Below are 21,845 nucleotides of genomic sequence, written 5' to 3'. Positions count from 1 at the left end.
ATACCCTCATTAAATGTTAAAAACGTGTTACATACTACCGTATTTTTGCATGCAAGTGAGTACTGAATCTCATTGTGTAAGCCATTTTTTCAACGTAAAAATGACGTGTTCGTGCTCAATAGGTTTGGCTAGGAAGTCATTCATCCCAGCATCCATGCAGTTTTCCCTGTCACTTTTCATCGCATTTGCCGTCATAGCGATAATAGGGATCGCCTTATATCGCGCACCCGCCGCTCCCTGCCGAATTCGCTTAGTGGCTTCAAACCCATCCATTTCTGGCATCTGACAATCCATGAAAATTACGCTGTAGGTACTGTTGCGCTTGAGAAAGGCTAAGGCTTCAACACCATTATTGGCTACATCTACGTGATACCCTTCGCTTTCAATCACAGAAGTAGCAACTAATTGATTAATTTCGTTATCTTCTACTAACAAGACGTTTGATGTACTCACCACACTTGCACGAGGCTCTGCTTCTAACTCCTTATTCAGCGCATTCTGCGATGTTTGTGGAACACTCCTGCGATCATTGGTATCGACAAGAGTGGTATCAAAATGATGAGTCGTGTTGTTAAATTCGGAATTTTGCAGCACGCAAAGCATGTCGGATGTGGTGAGCGGCTTAGGATAACTCGCTTCAATGTCATATTCGTTGTCGTTGCTAACAGGGTCAACATCGGCCATTAATGTCATCAAAATAATGCGAGTATGCCTGGTGCTTTCGTTGTTCCGAAGAGTTTGACAGAAAAGCTGTAAAGCCGTTTTACCGATAGATTTATCCAAAAATACAACATCTACGTAGGGTGCACGATTTCTACGCTGCATATTGTCATTGAGAGCAAGTTGAGTGAATGCCTCATCTACTGAAGAGGCCCCTAGCGTTTTCACACCCCAGAGGTGTAGCTGGTTTTGCATCGCTTCTCGAATAGACGCATTGCCATCAACAATCAAGCAGCACATCTCGCTTTTTGCCAGCACGGGTTTCACGATAGCGCTTTCTTTAGCGTAACCTACGCGACAGGTAACATTAAAGCAGCTTCCCTTACCCTCTTCGGTAGTTACACTAATATCCCCTCCCAACAATTGGCAGAGTCTCTTGGTAATGCTAAGTCCTAATCCCGTGCCGCCGTAACGTCTCGTAGTCGAAGCGTCAACCTGAGTAAATAGATCGAACAAATGAGGGACTTTAGCATCCGGAATACCAATCCCCGTATCCTTAACAGCAATACTCAATACCGCAGTTTTAGGGTCGTCACAAGGAGTCAGCTCAGCCTTAATCAGTATTTGACCATGTTCGGTGAACTTAACTGCATTACTCAATAGGTTTGTGACTATTTGTTGAATACGATTTGGATCGGAATTTATTGTTGCATGGCTCACTTTTGAAAGGTCGATTACCAACTCTATACCTTTGTCCTGCGCATGATAGGCCAGAGAACGTGCAATATTCTCTATGACTTCTCGTACATCAAAGTCAATAGACTCAATATCGAGTTTATCAGCCTCTATCTTTGAAAAATCCAGAATATCATTGATAACTGAAAGCAAGGAATTTGCGCTTGCGCTTGCAATGTCTACCCGCTGCGTTTGCTCAGATGTCAGGTGGCTCCTTTTTAGTAAGCCAAGCATGCCTATTACCCCATTCATGGGTGTTCTAATTTCATGGCTCATATTGGCTAAGAATTCAGACTTTAACTTTGTGGCCTCCTCCGCCCGCTGCAGTGCCAGTTTTAAATCCTCGGCCTGCGCCTCAAGCGAAGCGGTTTTCTCTGACACTTGATGTTCAAGTGCTTGGACAAATTGCTTTTGCTTTATAATTTCATTTTGCTGCAATCGCGTTCTTAAATATACGAACAAGACGATGATACTTAAAAGGAAAGCGCCATAAACACTATAGGCCCACCAAGTTTTCCAAGGGGCAGCTGCAACATGGAGATTCACCAAAACAGCTTCTTCTCCCCAATCGCCATTGGGCTTCATCGCTTTGACTAAAAATGTATAAGTGCCGCCATCTAAATTCGTGAAAGAAACGTTATTGTGCTCGCCGATATCAATCCATTGTTCTTCGTAACCTTCTAATTTATAGGCAAAACGCGAGCGTGTGGGAGCAGAAAAATCTAAATGCGCAAATTCTAAAGAAAAGAAGTCATCTTCATGAGAAAGAAAGATATCCTTAACGTAAGATGGAGGGATATTAAAGCTCGCCGCCTCGCCCATTTTGTTGAAACCTGTAAGCACTATTTGAGATTCAACAAATTCGCTTTGCTGGTTTGAATAATTAAAGTACTCAACACCACGCTGGCTGCTGGTAAAGAAGGTATTTTGTGATGCTTTGATGAGACTATTTGAATAAAAATTTTTGCCTGCTAGTGCTGTATCGCTGTTGTAATTTAGGGCTTTTTGCGTGGCAGGATTATAAAGAAAAATCCCCTTATTCGTGGTAAGCCATAGTTGACCGCTATCACCGTCCGCAATCGCCCTAATTAAATTTGAAGGAAGCCCTTTGTTCTGATCGAACCATTCAAATGTTTGGGTTTGAGGTAAGTAGCGATTGAGGCCTTTTTGAGTCGCGACCCATATGTGTCCATCGTTCGTTTCATGAATGTCTTCTACAATGCTGCCTAATAAACCACGTTGTTCATGCATTGCGCTGTTAAACGGGACAAATCTTTTTGTTTCAGACAACCACAGATTTACCCCTCCCCCTGTTCCCACCCACATATTGTCATTACTATCTTTAAATATAACGTGAGTCTCTGGGTGCGATAGTCCGTCCTTAGCGGTGAGGTGGAGAAACTCATCAGAATTTTGCTTGTAAACAAATACGCCGTGCTTGTAAGTCCCAATCCAAACATTCCCCTTGCTATCCAAAGCGAGAGACCTGAATTCTCTGAACTGACGATAGTTACTATCCGTTCGAGGATACCTAATATGCTTCACTTGCTTATTTTGTCGATCAACACGGGCGAGATAATTGTCTTGGGCAACCCACAACACGCCATTTCTGTCACTGACAATGATGGGCCGCTCTATTACACCTTGAGGTTTGTAGCCTTCAAGCCCCTCAAATACTGATGAATACTCTTTTTGTAAAGATTGCTTTTTCACATCCCATTTATAGATGTCGGCATTCGCAGTGGTGATCAGGATATCGCCGTTCTCGTCTAGTTCAATCCCGTTTGGCGCAGTCAGTGAGTTGCTATTAATTTGCTTTATATTTCGTCGAGGAACCAGTTTAAAGATGCCGTGGACTTCGCTGGTTATCCATTTGGTTTTGGTGTGATCTTCGAAGATGATCCGAAGGCCATTGTCATAACCAAAGCTAACTTTTTCAACCTTATTTCCTTTACCAGTATGTCGATAAAGGCCCTGGGTCGTTACAAACCATACTGTACCATCATGATCTTCAATCATGGAATTTACCTGGCCTAAGTCTTGGCCGTCTAGGTTTGTCTGCCGAATAAACGCGCCCGAATCTGGAATGAATAAAAATGGCCCTTCTTGCGTGGCAACATAAAAATCCCCCGCAGACGTTCTGAGCAGGCTTCGAACTTCGTTTGCTCCTGTCGCGGTTTTGTTTAGGGGATCTGGGAAAAAATGTTGAGCAGCTAACGAACGTTTATCAAGCAAATTTAATCCGAAACTGGTTGCGACCCACAGCGTGTGCTCATCGTTATTGAGCATGTCCCAAATTCGATTGTGGGAAAGACTCAACGCGTTGTCGGGAACATTCCCTATTCGCTCAAACCGTCCATCGCCTAAATACCTGTTTAAGCCTTCGTTGTACGAACCAAACCAAAGTTGCCCTGTGACGTCATGAAACAACGATTGAATTCGGTTTGAAGAAAGAGAGCTTGGGTCTTCAGGGTCGTTTAAATAGCGGAAAAACTTGCCTGTTGTCGATTCATATTTGTTTAGACCGCCCCCCCAAGTGCCAATCCAAATATCGCCGTTCGCATCTAGCATTAAGTTGCCGGCATCATTGTGGGATAAGCGTTGACTGTGATCAGCACCTGCCTCAAATAGCGCTACTTTGTTTCCATCGTAACGCATCACACCGTTTTCAGCGGTTCCGAACCACAGAAAACCTTGACGATCTTGAACAATGGAATAAATTTCAGATGAAACAAAGCCATCTTCAGCCGTTAGCCGCTCAACAGAATATTCATTCATGAGAGTATCGGAACCAGATGAAGACGCATTTGCAAAGCTGGTCAGGAACACAATGGCCGCGGTTAGAAAGCAGACTAATGAAGACAGGTAACTCGCCATTCTATCCCAGTGAGATATTTTCAAAATAATAAGACAGATACTAAACTGATTTCGACAAACCTTAGAGTATCTTTTTATCCTTATCCATTCTACCTAAGACGTATTTAACACTAAAAAAGAAAGTGTTGATTTGTGTCATAGTGAGCGAAAGCTACCTTTGATATAAAGCGAGATAAAGGTTTATTACTATTTTATACCAGTCCGCATAGATAATTACCCACTCAGCGAGAGTTAAAATGTTCGTAATCGCGGCGTGTTACCGCTGATATTGGTTCTACATCAAGGTGACACAACAAGGAGTACGGACATTTAAAACTCGCCCTACGGGAAGGTCTGGCAAGCTTCCTAGCTTCATTCTTGGAATTTGAAAGGGAACAGTTTCCCACGCTTTGCTAGAAAACTTGCCAGCACCTTCTGAGTGGGCAATTATTTATGCGGATTGGTATTCAATGAGCGGCTAACAGCAGGAGCAATAAGAATGACAAAATCATATAAAGAAATTACAGAAAGCCTTAATCCATATCTTGGCGAAGTTAAGAAGGGTGTACCAGAGGTAATGAAAGGCTTTTCTGATATGGCTAAAGCCGCTACCGCGGACGGCGCGTTAGATAAAAAAACCAAAGAGCTTATTGCTCTTGCTATTGGCATCGCAACGCGGTGTGACGGTTGTATTGGTTTTCACGCTAAAGCGCTAGTCAATTTAGGCGCTACCCGTGAAGAAATTGAAGAGGTGTGCGGTATGTCCGTGTATATGGGCGGCGGCCCCTCCTTCATGTACGCAGCAGATGCACTGCGTGCGTATGATGAATTTAGCGAATAAGCACAATAAAAAGGGCCGATATTGTTTTTCGGCCCTTTGCTTCTCTCAAAACATCGATACGAATTAGAGAGCGTTCATGCTCTTGACACTTACCGAGCCGAGATCTGCCGCCTCAACGTCAGCAATAATCTTTTCTGCGTCGCCAATGATAATCCAAGTCAGTTTTTCTGGATGCAATACCTCTTCAGCCGCTTTGCTCAAGTCTTCCAATGACAAGTCGTTGTATTTATCAACCAAAGACTCGGGATACGCATATTGACGATCGAATCGTTTACTCGATAACAGACTTGATAGCACTGCATTTGCTGTCTCGAACTGCCCCGGCAATGAGCGAACCTGATCTAACCGCGCTCTTTCCAATTCGTCAGCCGTAGGTGGCTTTTCACCAATATAAGCGTTTAATTCCTTTTTAAGCTCTAGAAGCGAAGGCCCAGTTTTATCAGTTTGTACTGGTGCATACACCATAAATGGGCGTTGGCCACGGGCATCTTGTAAAAAGGTGTAAGCACCGTAAGACCAACTCTTATCTTCGCGCAGATTCATGTTTACACGGGCAGTGAACGCTCCGCCTAATGTTAAGTTCATTGTTTCTATTGCAATATTGTTGTCCGCGCCAGTTGGAGGCGCTAAGTGAGCGGCTAGAATCAAAGACTGCTGAGCTCCAGGGCGATCAATAATAATTGCTTGACCTTTTTCAGGCATGGACGCTTGTGCAATTTGCTTTGTACCTTTGTTACCTTCTGCTTTCCACTTACCAAACTCTTTTTCAAGCATTGGCTGTATGGCATCCAGTGTCGTGTCGCCAACAACAAAAATAGTCGCATTATCTATGCGGACTATTATTAGTCTGTGCTCAACACGTGTGGGCGCCAAGTAGTACAAGTCACAGTTAAAAATAAATCAATCGGAAGGTTAATAAAAGAAAATGGAGTAGAAAACTGTAACGGATTGTAAAAGGCAGAAAGTCAGCGAAGGGACAGAATCAAACAGGTGAAAATAGGGTAACGAGTCGCAATTACATTGCGACTAGTCGAGCCCACAGAGCTTTAACTTGCTTAGCATCATCACTCTCTAACTCATTGTTGGCGAAAGCGTTTCTTAAGCTTTGCAACATGTTTTCATTAAGCATTGCTATGGTGGCATCTTCTCGCATTTCTAGCTGGCGAGATTCCACCGCAAAGTGACCTTGCAAGTAGCTGGCAATAAATAATTCGTCATCACTACCGTGATTAACTACATCATCAAGAGATGCTTCAATATCTGCGATAGCTTTAACGACACTCTCTGGTGCTGCAGCAGGTGGTAACACTTAATACTCCTTTCCTGGTAATAAGACTAAAAAAATGAATGGTTCAATTTTCGTCTAAAACTGAGTCTTAGACGCTGGACAGCCATCAATAAACCGGATGTGGACGATAAAATGCCGGTGACGGTATTTTGATATTTTCACATGGGCTATTGCGCACTGCAAAGCACCTTATCTTTATAGCCGGTGATAACGGTAAAGGCGCCCGCTAACTCTGTATCTAATGTTGCATCGCTTGAATCTAGACGCAGTGGCTTGCCATTTAAGGCCTGAAGTTTCTGCTTAGTTGCAACAATCAGCATATTTTGCTTGCCAATTTGCCGAATAAAAGCAGGGCTTAGCTGTTGATTTCCACGGCCTAAAATATGCCCCTGCCCCCCAATCACCGTTAAAATGACTTTCGTCGGTTTACCTTGCGTCAATGCGAGTAACTCTGGGGCTGTAACGTCATTGGCCACTACCTCTCTGTTTTTCACAATATCAACGCCCAGCAGCGTATTGTCTAGCTCAAGGAACTCCATGACTGAACCCACGGTAGAGCCTGACCCCATGACAAAATAGGTTTCTGGCTCTTCATCCATAATCTCACTGATATATGCTGCGATGTCGTCTAACACCAAGGCTTCGTCTTCTTTACCGCCCATTTTTACGGCTTGAACGTATGTGAGTTCAGCGGGTACACGCATTTCACCGTAATGCTTAGCGATCACTTTCCCCTCGCGAAACGCATTTTCGTCGATATCGCGCACTTCGGCGTCCATCTCACTGACCAACTCGCCAGCAATCATTTGACTGACCACCTGTCCTGCTGCCGACGGCGAGACGCAATAAACACCGGAATGGATCTTACAGCCAGCGGGTACACCTAACACAGGTACCTGAGTGCCAACCACACTACAAATATTTCGCGCGGTGCCATCGCCACCAGCGAATAGCAGTAAGTCGACGTTTGCCTCGACCATGGCTTTTGCGGCACGCTCTGAATCTTCCCCTTCGGTTTGCTCTGAATCAGGTGAATAAATAACCTCAAAAGGAATACCAAGAGATTCGCACACTGAAGCCCCCATATCACCCGCTGCGGTAACCACAGTAAATTGACCAGACAGCGCCTCAAGAATACTTAAAGCCTTTGCCATTTTTTCATTGGCCTTTTTCTCAGCCCCCATGGCAAGGGCTTTTTCACGGATTTCAGCGCCGTCACTGCCTTTTAAGGCAAGCGCTCCGCCAATTCCGGCAAAAGGGTTCACTATAACACCGAGTTTAAAAACGGTTGGACGGGCTAAATCGGTTGGTATCATGCTGCATCTGCTCCAGAGGTATTTTTATGCCCATCTTTACTGAATGTAGTTTTTAGCGCGTTAATGAAGCGCTCGGCTCGAGGCGGAAAACCATGGGCTTTGTAGTGTGCTAGTTGCGCAGCAACATTTCGAGTGAACCCTTCTCTGTCGGGCTGTACACCATTCAGATTGTCCGTACTCACTTGAAATGCCCTGCCCGCAGCTTCGGTGAAAGCCCATTCTATGGCTTGAGGCTTAATTTCCACCTTCTCAAAATCAGCCTGTTGGGTCTCATCACGGCCATCGGGGCAATACCAATAGCCATAATCCTCTAGCAACCTGCGTTTTTCACCGGCAATGCACCAGTGGGCGATTTCATGAAGTGCGCTTGAGAAAAAGCCGTGAGCAAACACAATTTGATGGTAGCTTTCGCCTTGCCCAGCGGGAATATAGATGGGCTCATCTTTGCCTAAAACCAAGCGTGTATTGAAATCTTCGAACGTGCTATTAAACAGTGACATTAACGTGGGAACATCGCTGTCTGTTTCCGAGCGCAGGTCTTGTTCAAAAGCTATCTTGTCTTCAACGGTGTTTCCTAGTGGTAAATGACTTCGTTGACTGTTCATTGCGTTAATCAAAATCTAAATAAGCGAGCTAAACCGATGGCGGCAGAGTATACCAGTAAAACTTTGTATTCTCACTTGAAAGGCACGCTTGCTTAGGTCAATCTAGGTTTACAATTATGAACAAGCTATGCCAACGTTACGGGGAGTGTGTCATTTGGCGCAAGAAATTATAAAACACATACATAGAGTTAACGCCCTTCGCGACTTAGCCAATCAGCTTGGCATAATGCCTACTATTCATCGGCTACAGCAGTGGCAATGCGAACGGTTGCTAGTAACCCATGACGACTTGGCTCAGCAGAAGCGCTATCAAAAAGCCATGGCGTTTTTCGTTGAAGAACTCTATGGGCCAAAAGATTTTAGCCAACGTGACGCTGACCTCGTTCGGGTTATTCCAAAACTCGCTAAAGTATTACCCGACAAAGCAATGATGGCGATGGGTGATGCCTTATCTTTAAATGCGCTATCGTTCGATTTAGATATGGCAATGGCTCAGTATCTGCAAACACACTTTACCGACGCGCCAATCAACCGCGATAGCTACGCCCTTGCCTATCGAGAGGTGGCTAGAATGGAAGATAGAACCCATCAAATCGACATAATCTCGCACTTAGGCGACCAACTTGCCGATGTAATAAAAGTTCGTGGTATAGGCATGTTAATTTCGTTATCGCGCCGCCCGGCCAAACTTGCAGGGCTACTTGCCTTGCACGAGTTTTTAGAACGTGGCTTCGATGCATTTAAGGCGTTAGGCGATGTACAAAGCTTCATTGAGCCCGTGCTAGTGCGGGAAAAAGCAATTATGCACGCATTGCTGAGTGACGAATTAACCTTACCTGAAGGTAACCCTCTACCTGTGGTATGAGGCGCACAACCAATGATAAACAGACAGGATAGGATTAAAACAAGAGATATGAATAAGGATTCAGTTTGAGTAAACCGACGCTTAATTGGATGTTAGACACCCCTTATGTGCAGCAATGGCATATTAATGAGACGCACATTGACCATTATCAGCACGTGAACAATGTGGCATACCTATCCCAGCTAGAGAGCTTGGCGTGGGCTCACTCAAACGCGCTTGGCTTACAGTTTGCCGATTATCAATCGCTAAATCGAGGCATGGTGATTAAGCGCCATGAGCTAAACTATCACTTGCCTACTCACCTTGGTGATACATTAGAATGCGCTACTTGGATAGTGCATTGCGACAGCAAACTGACTTTACAACGTCAGTTTCAGTTTATCTGCCCAAAACGAGACAAGACAGTATTTGATGCTGTGACGACCTTCGTTTGCGTGAGTCTTGATACAGGTGCGCCAAAACGCATGCCTAAACAATTCGTGGACATATATGGCAAGGCATGTGTGGCACAATGAAAACATGGCTAGCAATGGTGCTTTCATTCCTACTTTTTGTGTCGCTAGGCATAAACGTTTACTTATGGCTTAGCTTAAAACAACACAATGATAAAGCTTATGAGAGGGAAGCTAACTATGAACACCGTTTAGAAGGTGAGGCACAATTTAAGGACATGGCTCAAGTTGAGAATGAGGCAGCCCCCTATAACAGCAAAGGTTCCCCGTCCTATGCCTCAAGCACTCATGGCGCTAATACATCATCAAGTGAGCGCGAAGCGCTGCACTCATCCGCACCTTCACTAAATCAAGACGAAGTAGATTCACTCACTGCCCTGCTCAATAATGGGCAATATGCATTGCTCGCAGCAGAGCTAACAAACTTTTTAAAAAATGACCCGCTCAACGAATCGCTGCTGTTGCTAGAAGGTGAGTTGATTGAGTTAACAAAGCCCCTGCCCACAGCGATAGTGCACTACTACGACTTGGCTGAACTGCCTCTTTCAACTGAAACTCTCGCATTTATCGACACAAAAATTGCCACCTTGTATCAACAGGCACAGACGCAGTTAAGTCAAGACGAACAATGGGAACTGGTTGCCAGATTAAATGAGCCACTGTATCAACGCATACCCGACGCTAAGCACTACACCCTTAATTTGGCAGAAGCTTACGCTTATCAGCAAAAACTTACCCTAATGGAAGATGTGCTTGCAGCCCTACCATTTAACGACAGAGACGCCAATATCATTCGCAATAAAGCCTATGAAATGCGCGATGTTGCCAATGCAGACACTACGCCGAACAATAGCGAAATAGAGCCGACAAGCACTGACGCCGCTCGTTATCAAACCCGTGTAGCCTTAGAGCGCATTGGCGATCAATACCGACTTGAAGCAAAGGCCCTTAATCAAAGGGCCACCATGATTCTAGATACAGGCGCCAGTACAACCGCAATTTCTTCCCGACTGTTTGCTCGTTTAGGCCGCATGCGAAACCTTACATTTATTGGTAACTTCAACGTTAGAACGGCATCAGGCACCATTGAAGCACCATTGGTACAAATACCGCGATTTTACTTTGCTGGCTACGAGTTCAACGATGTCTCTGCCATCGTATTGCCCGAAGACGCCCTTCCCGATGCCGACGGATTACTGGGCATGAATGTCTTAGGCCAATTTGACTTCGCGATAATGCCCCAGTCTAGCGAGTTGATTTTAACTGAGCGTGAGAAATAACGCGCATGTCCTAACTAAATTTAACGCTGCAAAAATCACTGTGATACAGTGTAGCTAGTTAACCTTAAGACATAATGGACGTCGTAATGCCTCGGTTGGTTTTTGTTCTCAGCCTGTTACTTTTAACGAGTTTAAGTAGAAACTTACACGGGAAAGAATATGCCAACTGTGTAACTTGCCATAAGGAACAGGTAATTCAATGGCAACAATCTGACCACGCTAGAGCGATGGCCTATGCCACCGACGAGACCGTAATTGCTAATTTCGATGATGATTCAATTTCTCACTTTAAGCAGACTGCGCGTTTTTTCAAAAACGATACTGCATTTTTCGCTGAGCTAACAGAAGCAGGAAATACAACGACCTATAGAGTTGCTTATGTTTTTGGCCACTACCCACTACAGCAATACCTAATCGAAACTGAAAAAGGCAAGTTTCAAGTTTTTCCATTTGCATGGGATACACGGGACAGATCAGAAGGCGGCCAGCGTTGGTACCCAAACTATTTATCTGAAGATATTGGACATAAAGACAGGTTGCATTGGAAACAGCCTATGCAAAACTGGAATGGCATGTGCGCCGATTGTCACTCTAGTGGTTTGAAGCGTAAGTTTGATACTGAAACTCTTACATTCAACAGCCACTTTGATGAAATCAATGTGTCGTGTGCTTCCTGCCATGGCGATATGGCGGCGCATTACACTGATGAGGCAAACAAAACTAGGAGCGATAAAACAAATGAAATCGCCAAAATAACACCTCTTAGTGAAAAAACATCTCTAGGGCCCTCTTCCACTTCTCACGCTCTCTCTCTGGGCGAACAAAAAGCGATAGGAAAGTGGTTGTTAAAGGAAGGCGATAGTATCGCGTCTTGGTATGAAAAAGAAAATGGTAAGTTCGTTCCCGCCAAACGAGACAATCAGTTTATGGAAACATGCTTTGCATGTCACTCGTTACGCAGCGCACTCTCTGACGGTATAGATCCCAAGACGCCTTTTTTAGATCAGTTTTCCCCTTCACTTCTTATCCCTCCTCTGTATTTTGCCGACGGGCAAATACGAGAAGAAGTGTATGTTTACGGTTCTTTTTTGCAAAGCCGCATGTATGAGGCTGGTGTTAACTGTATCGACTGCCATAACCCACACTCTATGAAATTAAAAATGGAGGGGAATGGTTTGTGTCTGCAGTGCCACTTGGCATCAACTTTCCAAGGTAAAAAACACACTAAGCATGCCGAAAGTACAGACGCAAATCAGTGCGTAAACTGCCATATGCCTACGCGTACTTTTATGGGGGTGGATGAACGGCGCGACCATAGTTTTAGTATTCCAACGCCACATATTTCAGCGAAAACAGGCACACCTAACGCGTGTTTAAGTTGTCATGAAAAAGACAACGCTTGGGTATCCAAAATACTAACATCTTGGCATGGCAGAGACTCTCTGCTAAGTAGAGAAGAGGAAAGTTACATATTACTTATGTCCGGCGAAATTCATGGTAACGAAGCCATATTGCGCATTGCATATTCAACATCGTTACCCGTAATTAAGCGCGCAACAGCCATAGGGCTGTTGCACTCAACTAACCAGCCGATTACCGACAGAGAATTACATTATTTTATTAACCATAAAGAGCCCCTTTTAAGGCTGGGAGCTGCACAAGCAGGCAAGGCTCTTTCACCTCAAGAGCGCATAAAGTCGTACGCCAGCCTACTTGATGACAAATTCAAAGCCATTCGGATAACTGCCGTAAATAATCTGATTGGCTTGGGGCTAAATAGCGAGAGCTTTAAGAAAGCGCTTGAAGAGCTCACGTTATCAAATAAAGTGAATCAATGGCGAGGTGAAGGTAACCTTAATCAAAGCCTTGTTGAATATCAGCTAAGCAATATTGAAGAAGCCGAGACCTTACTCAAACAAGGCATAAAAATAGACCCCTATTTTGAAGCGAACTATGTAAACCTTGCTGAACTTTATCGCGCTCAAAATAAACTTCGCTTAGAAGAACAAATACTCTTTGAAGCAGTAAACCAAATGCCCAAAAGCGACCTTATCCACTATTCATTGGGGATGTTTTATATTCGTAAACAAGACAAGCCAACCGCTGTTACGTTTTTTAAACAAGCGGCAACACTTGGCCCTGACAACCCGCAAAATTGGTATATCTATGCACTTGCTCTGGATAGTATTGGTCAAACGAAAGCTGGCCTCAACGTTCTAAAAAAAGCCGTTGAGGTACAGCGAGACAATTCGCTTATTCGCTTGGGATTATCACTCTCACAAAAACTAGGTGACGAAGCTTCGTACCGTTTTTTTAATCAAGAAATAACCGATAAGCAGCGAACGCGGCCGCGCTCGCAGGAATAAGCTCTGAAAATGGGCGCGTTGGACCCGTAAGGTCGCTATTGTTTAGCAATGCGATACGTCTGTTTTCACCAAAGGAAATGTGTCAAACACCACCCCTTCATGGCCAGTTTTCATAAAGTTGCGAATATTCGCGTGGTCGTCTCCGTTAGGGTTATTCAGCACATCTTCGCGATAAAAACGTCCGAATAAGGCCAGTGTTTGCGCATGATTTAGTTTTAAGTGCTGACCGAGTGCAAGCAGCTTGCACGAGCCGTTGTTTTGGTTCGCCTCGTTTGAAACATCACCGTTGGTGAAAGCGGTTGACGTAAAAGTGAACGCGCTATCAACAAGCGCGATAACGTCCTTGAACTCGATTGTTTCTGGTGAATTACTGACAGCGTGAATTAAATCTTGGGTGTTGCTGAAGGTCATGTTCGTCTCAGATAAAAAATGAGAATGATAACAGATCTGTATCGCTACAACAGACCACTACAAACCTGCCTTTGTTTTTTTACATAAAAAAAGCGCCTCTTTTAGAGACGCTTTGTTGCTTACTAGTTCATTGCTTCTTAGTACTTAAACCGCAGCACACACTCGCGTGCCTTGGTCTATGGCGCGTTTTGCGTCAAGCTCTAACGCTTCATCTGCACCACCAATAAGGTGATATGGCATGTTGAGACCTTCGACAATATCACGCATTGGCTCTTGCCCCGCACAGATGATGATGTTGTCTACCGGCAACACTTGCTGGTTGCCGTCTACCGTGATGTGTAGCCCTTCATCATCAATTTTGTCATAGCTTACACCTGGGATCATCGTCACTCCTTTGGCTAGCAAGCCGGCTCGATGCGCCCACCCCGTCGTTTTGCCTAACCCAGCGCCTACTTTGGTTGTCTTGCGCTGTAGTAGGAAAATCTCTCTTGGCGATGGTTCTGGCTGCGGCTTCACGCCTTCTATGCCTGCACGGGCCGAGAAAGTCATATCAATACCCCATTCTTTCATGAACGCTGGAATGTCTTGGCTTGGCGTTTCCTTTCCATGAGACAAATATTCAGCGGTATCAAAACCAATACCGCCGGCACCGATAATGGCCACTTTATTACCTACTGGCTTTTTCTCTTTCAATACGTCAATGTAGGTGAGTACTTTTTCGTGCTCAATACCTTCTATAGCTGGCGTGCGCGGCTTAATACCTGTGGCAATCATCACTTCATCGAACCCTTCATCGTTTAGCGCAGCCGCATCAACATAGGTATTCAATTTAAGGGTAATGTTTTTGTGAAGCTCAATTTGGCGCTTAAAATAACGTAGCGTTTCATAGAACTCTTCTTTACCTGGAATTTGTTTAGCGATATTAAATTGACCACCAATTTCGCTAGACGCATCGTACACCACAACGTCATGACCGCGCTGTGCGGATGTCACTGCAGCCGCCAACCCTGCAGGTCCTGCACCTACAACCGCAATACGCTTTTTGGTTTCTGCTGGTTGAACGTTAATTTCAAGCTCGTGACAAGCGCGGGGGTTCACCAAGCAACTGGTCATTTTGCCGTTAAATACATGGTCAAGACAGGCCTGGTTACAACCAATGCATGTATTAATTTCATCGGCTTTGTTTTGTTGCGCCTTGCGCACAAAGTCTGGGTCAGCCAAGAACGGACGTGCCATCGACACCATGTCAGCATCACCACGAGATAGCACTTCTTCAGCAACTTCAGGCGTGTTGATACGGTTTGACGTTATCACCGGAATGGATAGCGCTTCACGGAATTTAGCTGTTACCCACGTAAATGCCGCGCGCGGTACCTTGGTAGCGATGGTGGGGATACGCGCTTCATGCCAACCAATACCAGTGTTGATAATAGTTGCCCCAGCTTTTTCAATTTCTTTACCTAGCTGCACGACTTCTTCGTAAGTAGAGCCACCCTCCACAAGGTCTAGCATCGACAAGCGATAGATGATGATAAAGTTTTTACCTACAGCTTCGCGCACCCGGCGAACCACCTCAATAGGCAAGCGAATGCGGTTTTCGTATTCACCGCCCCATTCATCGTCGCGGTGGTTTGTACGTTTGGCAATAAACTGATTAAGGAAATAGCCTTCAGACCCCATGATTTCAACACCATCGTAACCCGCGCGCTGAGCTTGAGTTGCTGCAGTAATGAAATCTTCGATTTGCTTTTCAATCTCTTCGGCTTCAAGTGCTTTTGGTTTAAATGGGTTAATTGGCGCCTGTACCGCAGAAGGTGCAACAAGCTTGGGGCTATACGCATAGCGCCCTGTGTGCAAAATTTGCATACAGATTTTACCGCCTGCAGTATGCACTGCATCCGTCACTTCTTTGTGATTTTTAACCGCTTCATCCGTATCTAGGCGAAACGTTGATGGATGGGTAGCGCCTTCTTCATTTGGCCCAATTCCACCTGTAACGATAAGGCCAACGCCCCCTCTCGCACGTTCGCCATAAAACGCTGCCATACGTTTATGGCCATCGGGCAACTCTTCTAAGCCTGTGTGCATAGAGCCCATAAGCACGCGGTTTTTAAGGGTAGTAAACCCTAAATCCAACGGACGAAATAAATGAGGGTAAACGGGATGATCGGTAACGGTCTGATTCATGATACATTCCTGAAAGTCGTTTTGGCTTGGTAAAAGCCGTTAAAAAGCCTGTTAAATTATTCTTTTTTTCACGCATTTCTGCTTTAGAAATGCTCTTTGTCTTTGTAATAAAAGTCGTTCATCGAAGCAGTCCTAACGCAGCCTCGCCACCATTGAACTGATAGCTAAAAAAGCGGCAATAGGCGCACTTTCATATGAAACTTACGAATTCATTTTCTTAATCGCTGGGTATAAAGGCGGATAGTCCGGCAGCGTTTTAGTTTTCTGTGCTTCCATGGCTTTAAACACATCTTCCATTTGGAACATGCCCGCTTGCCAAGTAGCCATATAGGTCAAGCTTTCTGCCACCGTGTGTTCTACCGCGTAATTAATCATAGTCTTGGTGCCTGAAACCGCTAGCGGCGAATTCAATGCAATCTGCTGGGCTATTTTCATTACGGCTTCTAACATTGCACCTTGGTCGTCAAATATCTGATTTACAAAGCCAAGTTGCTGCGCTTCTGCGGCACCAAAGTTGCGACCTGTATAGGCGAGCTCTTTCACAATACCGATAGGGATCAGTTTTGGTAAACGCTGCAGCGTGCCAACGTCAGCTGTCATACCTAGTTGGGTTTCTTTGATAGTGAAAAAAGCGTCTTGGGTACAATAGCGCATGTCGCATGCACTAAGCAGGTCAACCGCGCCACCAATTGCACCGCCTTGAACAGCACCGATAACGGGCATACGTGCCTGTTCGATGGCGGTAAAGCTATCTTGAAGCAGCATAACCATGCGGCGCATACGCTCTGCTCTACGCGAAGGGTCACCTTTAAAGTCTTCCTTCATGTTCAAGAACACCGATAAATCCATACCGGCAGAGAAGTGCTTACCTGTCGATGAAATAACAATGACACGGGCATCGGCATTGTCGTCTATTTCCCGAATAGCCGCGGGAAGTTCTGTCCAGAATTCTGGGATCATGCTGTTCATTGCTTCTGGGCGGTTAAGTACTACGTGGGCAATATGGCCCTCTTGTTTTACTTCTAATGTAGAGTACTTCATGGTTTGCGCTGTCTCCTTGGGCTGTTCCTATTAACAAATTTGCAAACTAGACAGCGTCAAGATAAAAGGCTATGTTGACACTGTCAAGATAAAACGTTATCTATTCGGCTCAATAGTGAACACGGAAACTTTTGGTTTATGACTAATGCAGTACAAAGCTACCATCACGGCGATTTACGCAGCGCACTGATAGAGGCGGCCACTGCGCGTCTTTCTCAGCATGGCGTTGATAGCCTATCGCTTAGAAAACTGGCTGAAGATGCCGGTGTGTCTCGTACTGCGCCCTACCATCACTTTAAAGACAAGAGTGCGCTATTAAGCGCAATTGCAGCAAAGGGTTTCAGCGATTGGCATTCCACCGCAAAGCGCATATTTGAACAAGAAGATAAAACGCCACAGGAGCGTTTTCGTGAGTTTATACACGAATACATCGGCTATGCGGCTGACAACCCCGAAATGTATGAACTGATGTTCGGGCGAACAATATGGCAAAACCAAGCAGCGACCAACGACTTAAAAGACGTCGCCTTTCCTTGCTTTCAGTTTCAAGTGACCATGACGCGCTATTGGCAGGACAAAGGGCTGTTGCCGAACAACCAGGATGCGCTTCGTCTAGCGCAAGTGACCTGGGGTACATTGCATGGAATAGCACGATTGCTTATTGACGGTATTTACGCTGACAGCAGCCACATTGAAGAAATGTGTGACTGCGCTGCCGACTTGTTTATGCAAAAACAGGGATAGACAGTGGTTAAGCTATTCAGAGTGATGAATTTTCCCACCGACTAGTGCGGCTAGCCGTGTTTGAGCGAGACATTAACTCGCTCCCTGCAATTACATGCCCAATTACGCTGATTAAGCTTTCGCTAGAGAAACAGGCTGCCCCTCGTGCGCAGCTTTAATAAATTCCGCTGCCCGCTCCGCTATCATGACGGTTGGCGCATTGGTATTGCCACCAATCAGGCTAGGCATTACGGAGGCATCAACCACTCGCAGACCAGCAATACCTCTCACTCGCAACTGATTATCAACCACCGCCATCTCGTCGTCATCGCTACCCATTTTACACGTGCCGATGGGGTGATAAATGGTTTCAGCACGCTCCCGTAAAAACTCTAAAATTTCATCGTCGCTTTGCGCTTGTTCCCCTGGGTACAATTCACTTCCCTGGAATTTGTCGAAATCTGGCGCTGAGAGTAATTTTCGTGCAATGCGCACGCCTTCTATCATCACCTGCTGATCTTCTTTTGCAGATAAATAATTGGGGTCGATAAGTGCCTGGTCAGCAGGATGATTGCTTTGAAGCGAGATTGTGCCGCGACTTTTAGGGTATAAGCAACACACGTGAAGGCCGTACCCATAACCAAAAGCGAGCTGTCTTCCGTGGTCGTTAAGAATTGCAGGCAAGAAGTGAAACTGAATGTCGGGGCCTTGTGTCGCTAAACTAGAGCTTACAAAACCACCGGCTTCTGCAACATTTGATGAAAAAATGCCGTTTCGTTTAAGCGCGTAATCCGCACTCGCTTTTGCGTACGACGGAAGCGCTCCTAATGCAACCGCATATCCCTCCCGTGCCTTACATGTGTACTGAACAATTGCGTCCAAATGATCTTGTAAGTTTTGTCCAACTCCTGGCAGGTCTTGCTGTACAAATATGCCTTTTTCTTCTAGTTCAGCCCGTGGGCCGATGCCTGATAGCATGAGCAGTTGCGGAGAATTAATTGCCCCACCGCATAAAATTACTTCACTTCTAGCAAAATAACGATTTACCACCCCTTTCTCACGCACCTGAACGCCAATGGCTCTCCCTTCTTTAAGCAGCACTTTCTCCGCAGCTACTTTCGTAAGAACGGTAAGATTGTTGCGATGCTTCGCTTGCGTTAAGTAACCTTTTGCGGTGGAACATCGCTGTCCGTTAATTTGGGTAACGTGATAAAACCCTAACCCTTCACGCTCGTCGCGATTAAAGTCGTCTAGCTGTTGGTAACCTGCAAATGACGCTGAATTTACAAATGTCTCTGATAGCACACTTGTATGACGCAATTTGCTTACGTTTAACGGACCGCCAGTACCGTGGTATTCGTCAGCGCCTTCTTCGAAGTTCTCTGACCGTTTGAAATAAGGCAGCACGTCATCAAACGACCAACCTTGAGCCCCTTCTTCATTAGCCCAGCGATCGTAGTCTTCTCTTTGCCCGCGAATGTAACACATCGCATTAACCGAACTGCTGCCACCTAACGTTTTACCGCGGGGCCAAAACAATTCTCGATCGTACATCTCTTTTTGTGGTGCCGTATGATAGCCCCAACCAATTCCTTCAAACCGGCTCAGAACAGAAAGACCAAAGGGGATATGAATTAATGGATTTGTGTCTTTAGAGCCAGCCTCTAATAGCAAAATATCAAGCGCAGGATTTTCTGATAAGCGCGTTGCAAGCACAGCACCAGCAGACCCTCCTCCTACAATGATGTAATCGTACTTGCTGAGTACTTCGCTCATTTCGCCAACTCCTTAAGCCAAACCGGATAATGTTAAAAAAAACGTTGTGGTTCGACCAGATTAGCAAACAATTCTTCTTTGGGAAAATACTTAAGTGGTAAGATTTAAAAAATCTAATAATCCTGATAGCTTAGTTTCTTTGTGATGAGAAATGTCAGCCTACAGTGGCCCGCTGGCTAATCATTAGCCCGAGAATGAGTTTTGCCGAACAATCTATCGTTGAAAGACAAATGCAAAGTGTTTTTTGCTCAGTGGCTTGTAAAACTGGGTAGGCTGACGCACGATGATTTTACCAAGTCTGAACTGCACAACCTGATAAAAAACAGCTTCCCCTACGGATTTACATTCGAAATCCCCGTTGGTACAGGCACCGTTACGGTGCTTGAAGGTAACCTCATATTAGATGATGAAAGAAACCGCATTGGCCTTCAATGTTTAGCCGCCTTAAACATCGAAATCGCTGCCACCACCATCTACCGCGCCCACGTGGTTTTTACCCTTTCTGCCACGCCATATTACGACAAAAATATGAGTACGCTTTACTTGGTAGACCTCAAAACCGACAACGTTACGTTGGTTAACGACGATTATGCCCTTATTAAGGATACTCAGTTTTTGCTCACTCGTTTTTTTCCTAAAAACGTCAATAACTTATTGGGTAGACCATTAAAAACCGCTTTTTCGTTGTTCAGCGCGGGCACGTCAGACATCGCTGCCGATTACCTACAGCTCTATTTATCCGGCTCAAAACAAAAGGTGTTGGACTACCACACGCCACAAATTGACAGCGCAATCAAAAAACAAATTACTCAGGAAACGTTGAGCCACACCATGCGCAACGATCACTGGCGGGAAGTTCTCTTTGCAAAACTGGGGCAAAACGTTCGGGTAGAAGAAAACGTGCTTCGCTTTTACCTAGGCGAGTGACATTTTCATCTTTATAGCTCAGTAATTCTCTGTCGCGTTCCCCTCGTTAGCGTAATCACAATCGCTGTGCTAATGGTCTGAAACAATGGAAACTGGGACCATATCGACCTGTTCTCCAATATCGTCAATATTCAACCTTGGGTCATCGACGCTAGCTTCCAGCATGTCAAATGCCTCCTCTACGTATCTTGCCAACGGCTGTAAGGATTTTATATTTTTGTTACAGCACACTAACCCAACGTTTGCCGTCCCCGCATAGGTCATAAGCGTAATATTGACCCCTCCCCCGGGTGTCATTGTAGAAATTGGGTAGCAGGCGAGCAGTTCGGCATCTTTCAAGTAACGTTTATCCGTTGGCCCTGGCACATTTGAAATTAAGATGTTGGCAATGGGCTTCACCACACTGGACAACTTTAACCATTCAAATACCAAGGCTAAAGACTGAATTACGATAGTGTAGCCGCTAAATGCAGCGGGTCGCGCATGCTGAGCAGCATGTTTTACAATGCGATGGTTTACGACAATTTGGCGAAGTCGAAGATACGGGTCTGTTTCGCCATGGGCAAGCTGAACAGGAACAATGGCTATTTTATTGCCCGTCGTTTTCTCGCCTGGCTTGCGCAGATTAATGGGCATATTAGTAAATAGGGCTTTTTTAAATACTTGCCCGTGGTCTTGCAGCAGTTTATGAACGCCAATATCAAACGCGCACAAAAGTACCTCATTGGCAGTAGAGCGAGTGCGCCTTGCCAGCGCCTTTACCCGCTTAAAGTCTAAGTCCATCGTCGCTACCGCCCTCCCCGCCTTAACTTGCCCAGTCAGTACGGTTTTGGTACCCGTAAACGGAATGGGCATGTAGTGTGGGTTAACCCTCAAAAGCTTCATGAAAATACGAAGAAAGATAACCAACAAATCAAAGGCTGTTTTAAACGCGTAGCCAACGCCTACAATGCGCTTGTAAAAACTCACCGACTCGTGGCGCTTGTGCCTGAGCCGCTTCACCGCCCAAACGGGTGTAAACTTAGTTTCGTGAGAATTTGATACATAGCCAGCTTGAAACCAACGCACCAAGGTTGCACCGTCGCCATACATGTGATGAACGCGGGCATATATCGCAAACGTATCGCTACTGTCGTCAAAAATAAAATGGTATTGCCACAGAGGTTTATCCGGGTCTAATCGTGAGGCGTGCAGTCTCGCGACAAAGGCATCGAGTGCTTCTCTATTTGTTATGTCGGCAACGCGATGAATCTGTACATGATAATCCATATTAAGTTTTTTCACGGGTGCAAAACCAACTGGATACCCTAGCACCGTTTTCACGGCACAGTTAAAAGGCGATGTTGCGCGAGCAAAGCTCCTTATTTCTTTAAATAGTTGAGGAACATATTCAGTGCTGTTCGCCCCTTTAGGAATGGCAAGTAATTGCAAACAAGCAACGTGTTTAGGATTCTCATCAGACTCCGTTATCCAAAATGACTTATCTAAGAAGCTGAGCGTTTTTGCCATTGTTATT

General features: G+C 45.2%; 17 protein-coding genes. 7 read left to right on the top strand and 10 right to left on the bottom strand.

All coding sequences use genetic code 11. The features are described 5' to 3' along the window. Window positions 1-69: 69 nt before the first annotated feature. Window positions 70-4,272, bottom strand: coding sequence for a hybrid sensor histidine kinase/response regulator (locus tag GVO63_RS04820; RefSeq protein ID WP_236552059.1), 4,203 nt, complete (start codon window positions 4,270-4,272; stop codon window positions 70-72). A gap of 478 nt (window positions 4,273-4,750) precedes the next feature. Between GVO63_RS04820 and GVO63_RS04815 the strand changes: the two genes are divergently transcribed. Beyond that, on the top strand, window positions 4,751-5,092 hold the full coding sequence (locus tag GVO63_RS04815) for a carboxymuconolactone decarboxylase family protein (protein ID WP_159578324.1): 342 nt from the start codon (window positions 4,751-4,753) through the stop codon (window positions 5,090-5,092). A gap of 63 nt (window positions 5,093-5,155) precedes the next feature. Here the strand turns inward: GVO63_RS04815 and GVO63_RS04810 are convergent, their stop codons facing one another. The 4 genes from GVO63_RS04810 to GVO63_RS04795 all read right to left on the bottom strand — a co-directional run bounded on the left by GVO63_RS04810 (window position 5,156) and on the right by GVO63_RS04795 (window position 8,301). Continuing rightward, entirely contained in the window at window positions 5,156-5,965 is an 810-nt protein-coding gene (locus GVO63_RS04810) for a pitrilysin family protein (RefSeq protein ID WP_201285091.1), read from the bottom strand. A gap of 142 nt (window positions 5,966-6,107) precedes the next feature. Beyond that, a complete protein-coding gene (locus GVO63_RS04805) occupies window positions 6,108-6,401 on the bottom strand; it encodes a YfcL family protein (protein ID WP_159578323.1) in 294 nt (97 codons plus the stop codon). A 146-nt stretch (window positions 6,402-6,547) separates the two neighbouring features. Beyond that, window positions 6,548-7,696 (bottom strand): ATP-NAD kinase family protein, encoded by a 1,149-nt coding sequence (locus tag GVO63_RS04800; RefSeq protein WP_159578322.1) that lies wholly within the window; start codon window positions 7,694-7,696, stop codon window positions 6,548-6,550. Further along, a complete protein-coding gene (locus GVO63_RS04795) occupies window positions 7,693-8,301 on the bottom strand; it encodes an elongation factor P hydroxylase (protein ID WP_159578321.1) in 609 nt (202 codons plus the stop codon). The genes GVO63_RS04800 and GVO63_RS04795 overlap by 4 nt, the downstream gene beginning before the upstream one ends. A 154-nt stretch (window positions 8,302-8,455) precedes the next feature. Between GVO63_RS04795 and GVO63_RS04790 the strand changes: the two genes are divergently transcribed. The 4 genes from GVO63_RS04790 (at window position 8,456) to GVO63_RS04775 (ending at window position 13,264) form a co-directional block, all read left to right on the top strand. Next, window positions 8,456-9,166, top strand: coding sequence for a hypothetical protein (locus GVO63_RS04790; RefSeq protein WP_159578339.1), 711 nt, complete (start codon window positions 8,456-8,458; stop codon window positions 9,164-9,166). 65 nt (window positions 9,167-9,231) lie between these two features. Continuing rightward, window positions 9,232-9,681, top strand: a complete 450-nt coding sequence (locus GVO63_RS04785) for a thioesterase family protein (protein WP_159578320.1) — start codon at window positions 9,232-9,234, stop codon at window positions 9,679-9,681. Then, entirely contained in the window at window positions 9,678-10,898 is a 1,221-nt protein-coding gene (locus GVO63_RS04780; RefSeq protein ID WP_159578319.1) for a TIGR02281 family clan AA aspartic protease, read from the top strand. Before GVO63_RS04785 ends, GVO63_RS04780 begins: the two co-directional genes overlap by 4 nt. Before the next feature lie 86 nt (window positions 10,899-10,984). Beyond that, window positions 10,985-13,264, top strand: a complete 2,280-nt coding sequence (locus tag GVO63_RS04775; protein WP_159578318.1) for a multiheme c-type cytochrome — start codon at window positions 10,985-10,987, stop codon at window positions 13,262-13,264. A gap of 42 nt (window positions 13,265-13,306) precedes the next feature. Here the strand turns inward: GVO63_RS04775 and GVO63_RS04770 are convergent, their stop codons facing one another. From GVO63_RS04770 to GVO63_RS04760, 3 genes are all read right to left on the bottom strand, one after another. Next, window positions 13,307-13,675 carry a HopJ type III effector protein gene (locus GVO63_RS04770; protein WP_159578317.1) on the bottom strand — a complete coding sequence of 123 codons (369 nt, stop codon included), beginning with the start codon at window positions 13,673-13,675 and terminating at the stop codon, window positions 13,307-13,309. 144 nt (window positions 13,676-13,819) lie between these two features. Next, window positions 13,820-15,862 (bottom strand): NADPH-dependent 2,4-dienoyl-CoA reductase, encoded by a 2,043-nt coding sequence (locus GVO63_RS04765; protein WP_159578316.1) that lies wholly within the window; start codon window positions 15,860-15,862, stop codon window positions 13,820-13,822. Between the two features lie 201 nt (window positions 15,863-16,063). Next, entirely contained in the window at window positions 16,064-16,903 is an 840-nt protein-coding gene (locus tag GVO63_RS04760; RefSeq protein ID WP_159578315.1) for a crotonase/enoyl-CoA hydratase family protein, read from the bottom strand. A gap of 138 nt (window positions 16,904-17,041) precedes the next feature. On the opposite strand from GVO63_RS04760, the gene GVO63_RS04755 reads away from it, so the two are divergent. Next, window positions 17,042-17,647, top strand: coding sequence for a TetR/AcrR family transcriptional regulator (locus GVO63_RS04755; protein WP_159578314.1), 606 nt, complete (start codon window positions 17,042-17,044; stop codon window positions 17,645-17,647). A gap of 111 nt (window positions 17,648-17,758) precedes the next feature. Here the strand turns inward: GVO63_RS04755 and GVO63_RS04750 are convergent, their stop codons facing one another. Then, window positions 17,759-19,402 carry a GMC family oxidoreductase gene (locus GVO63_RS04750; RefSeq protein WP_159578313.1) on the bottom strand — a complete coding sequence of 548 codons (1,644 nt, stop codon included), beginning with the start codon at window positions 19,400-19,402 and terminating at the stop codon, window positions 17,759-17,761. A 201-nt stretch (window positions 19,403-19,603) separates the two neighbouring features. Here GVO63_RS04750 and GVO63_RS04745 point away from each other — a divergent pair, with 201 nt between their 5' ends. Beyond that, the gene (locus GVO63_RS04745) at window positions 19,604-20,329 is read left to right on the top strand and encodes a DUF1439 domain-containing protein (RefSeq protein WP_159578312.1); all 726 of its coding nucleotides are present in this window, start codon (window positions 19,604-19,606) and stop codon (window positions 20,327-20,329) included. Window positions 20,330-20,398: 69 nt separating this feature from the next. On the opposite strand, the gene GVO63_RS04740 is transcribed toward GVO63_RS04745, so the two are convergent. Next, window positions 20,399-21,838 carry a wax ester/triacylglycerol synthase domain-containing protein gene (locus GVO63_RS04740; protein ID WP_159578311.1) on the bottom strand — a complete coding sequence of 480 codons (1,440 nt, stop codon included), beginning with the start codon at window positions 21,836-21,838 and terminating at the stop codon, window positions 20,399-20,401. Between the last annotated feature and the right edge of the window lie 7 nt (window positions 21,839-21,845).

Origin of the sequence: Alteromonas sp. KUL106, from assembly GCF_009811415.1 — a bacterium.
GTDB lineage: Bacteria > Pseudomonadota > Gammaproteobacteria > Enterobacterales > Alteromonadaceae > Alteromonas.
This window is presented reverse-complemented; position numbering and strand designations above follow the sequence as displayed.

What these genes read in the sequence shown, in the direction of transcription:
- GVO63_RS04820 (WP_236552059.1), bottom strand. Translation starts at nt 4,272, where the DNA reads ATGGCGAGTTACCTGTCTTCATTAGTCTGCTTTCTAACCGCGGCCATT.
- GVO63_RS04815 (WP_159578324.1), top strand. Translation starts at nt 4,751, where the DNA reads ATGACAAAATCATATAAAGAAATTACAGAAAGCCTTAATCCATATCTT.
- GVO63_RS04800 (WP_159578322.1), bottom strand. Translation starts at nt 7,696, where the DNA reads ATGATACCAACCGATTTAGCCCGTCCAACCGTTTTTAAACTCGGTGTT.
- GVO63_RS04795 (WP_159578321.1), bottom strand. Translation starts at nt 8,301, where the DNA reads ATGAACAGTCAACGAAGTCATTTACCACTAGGAAACACCGTTGAAGAC.
- GVO63_RS04780 (WP_159578319.1), top strand. Translation starts at nt 9,678, where the DNA reads ATGAAAACATGGCTAGCAATGGTGCTTTCATTCCTACTTTTTGTGTCG.
- GVO63_RS04775 (WP_159578318.1), top strand. Translation starts at nt 10,985, where the DNA reads ATGCCTCGGTTGGTTTTTGTTCTCAGCCTGTTACTTTTAACGAGTTTA.
- GVO63_RS04770 (WP_159578317.1), bottom strand. Translation starts at nt 13,675, where the DNA reads ATGACCTTCAGCAACACCCAAGATTTAATTCACGCTGTCAGTAATTCA.
- GVO63_RS04765 (WP_159578316.1), bottom strand. Translation starts at nt 15,862, where the DNA reads ATGAATCAGACCGTTACCGATCATCCCGTTTACCCTCATTTATTTCGT.
- GVO63_RS04760 (WP_159578315.1), bottom strand. Translation starts at nt 16,903, where the DNA reads ATGAAGTACTCTACATTAGAAGTAAAACAAGAGGGCCATATTGCCCAC.
- GVO63_RS04755 (WP_159578314.1), top strand. Translation starts at nt 17,042, where the DNA reads ATGACTAATGCAGTACAAAGCTACCATCACGGCGATTTACGCAGCGCA.
- GVO63_RS04750 (WP_159578313.1), bottom strand. Translation starts at nt 19,402, where the DNA reads ATGAGCGAAGTACTCAGCAAGTACGATTACATCATTGTAGGAGGAGGG.
- GVO63_RS04740 (WP_159578311.1), bottom strand. Translation starts at nt 21,838, where the DNA reads ATGGCAAAAACGCTCAGCTTCTTAGATAAGTCATTTTGGATAACGGAG.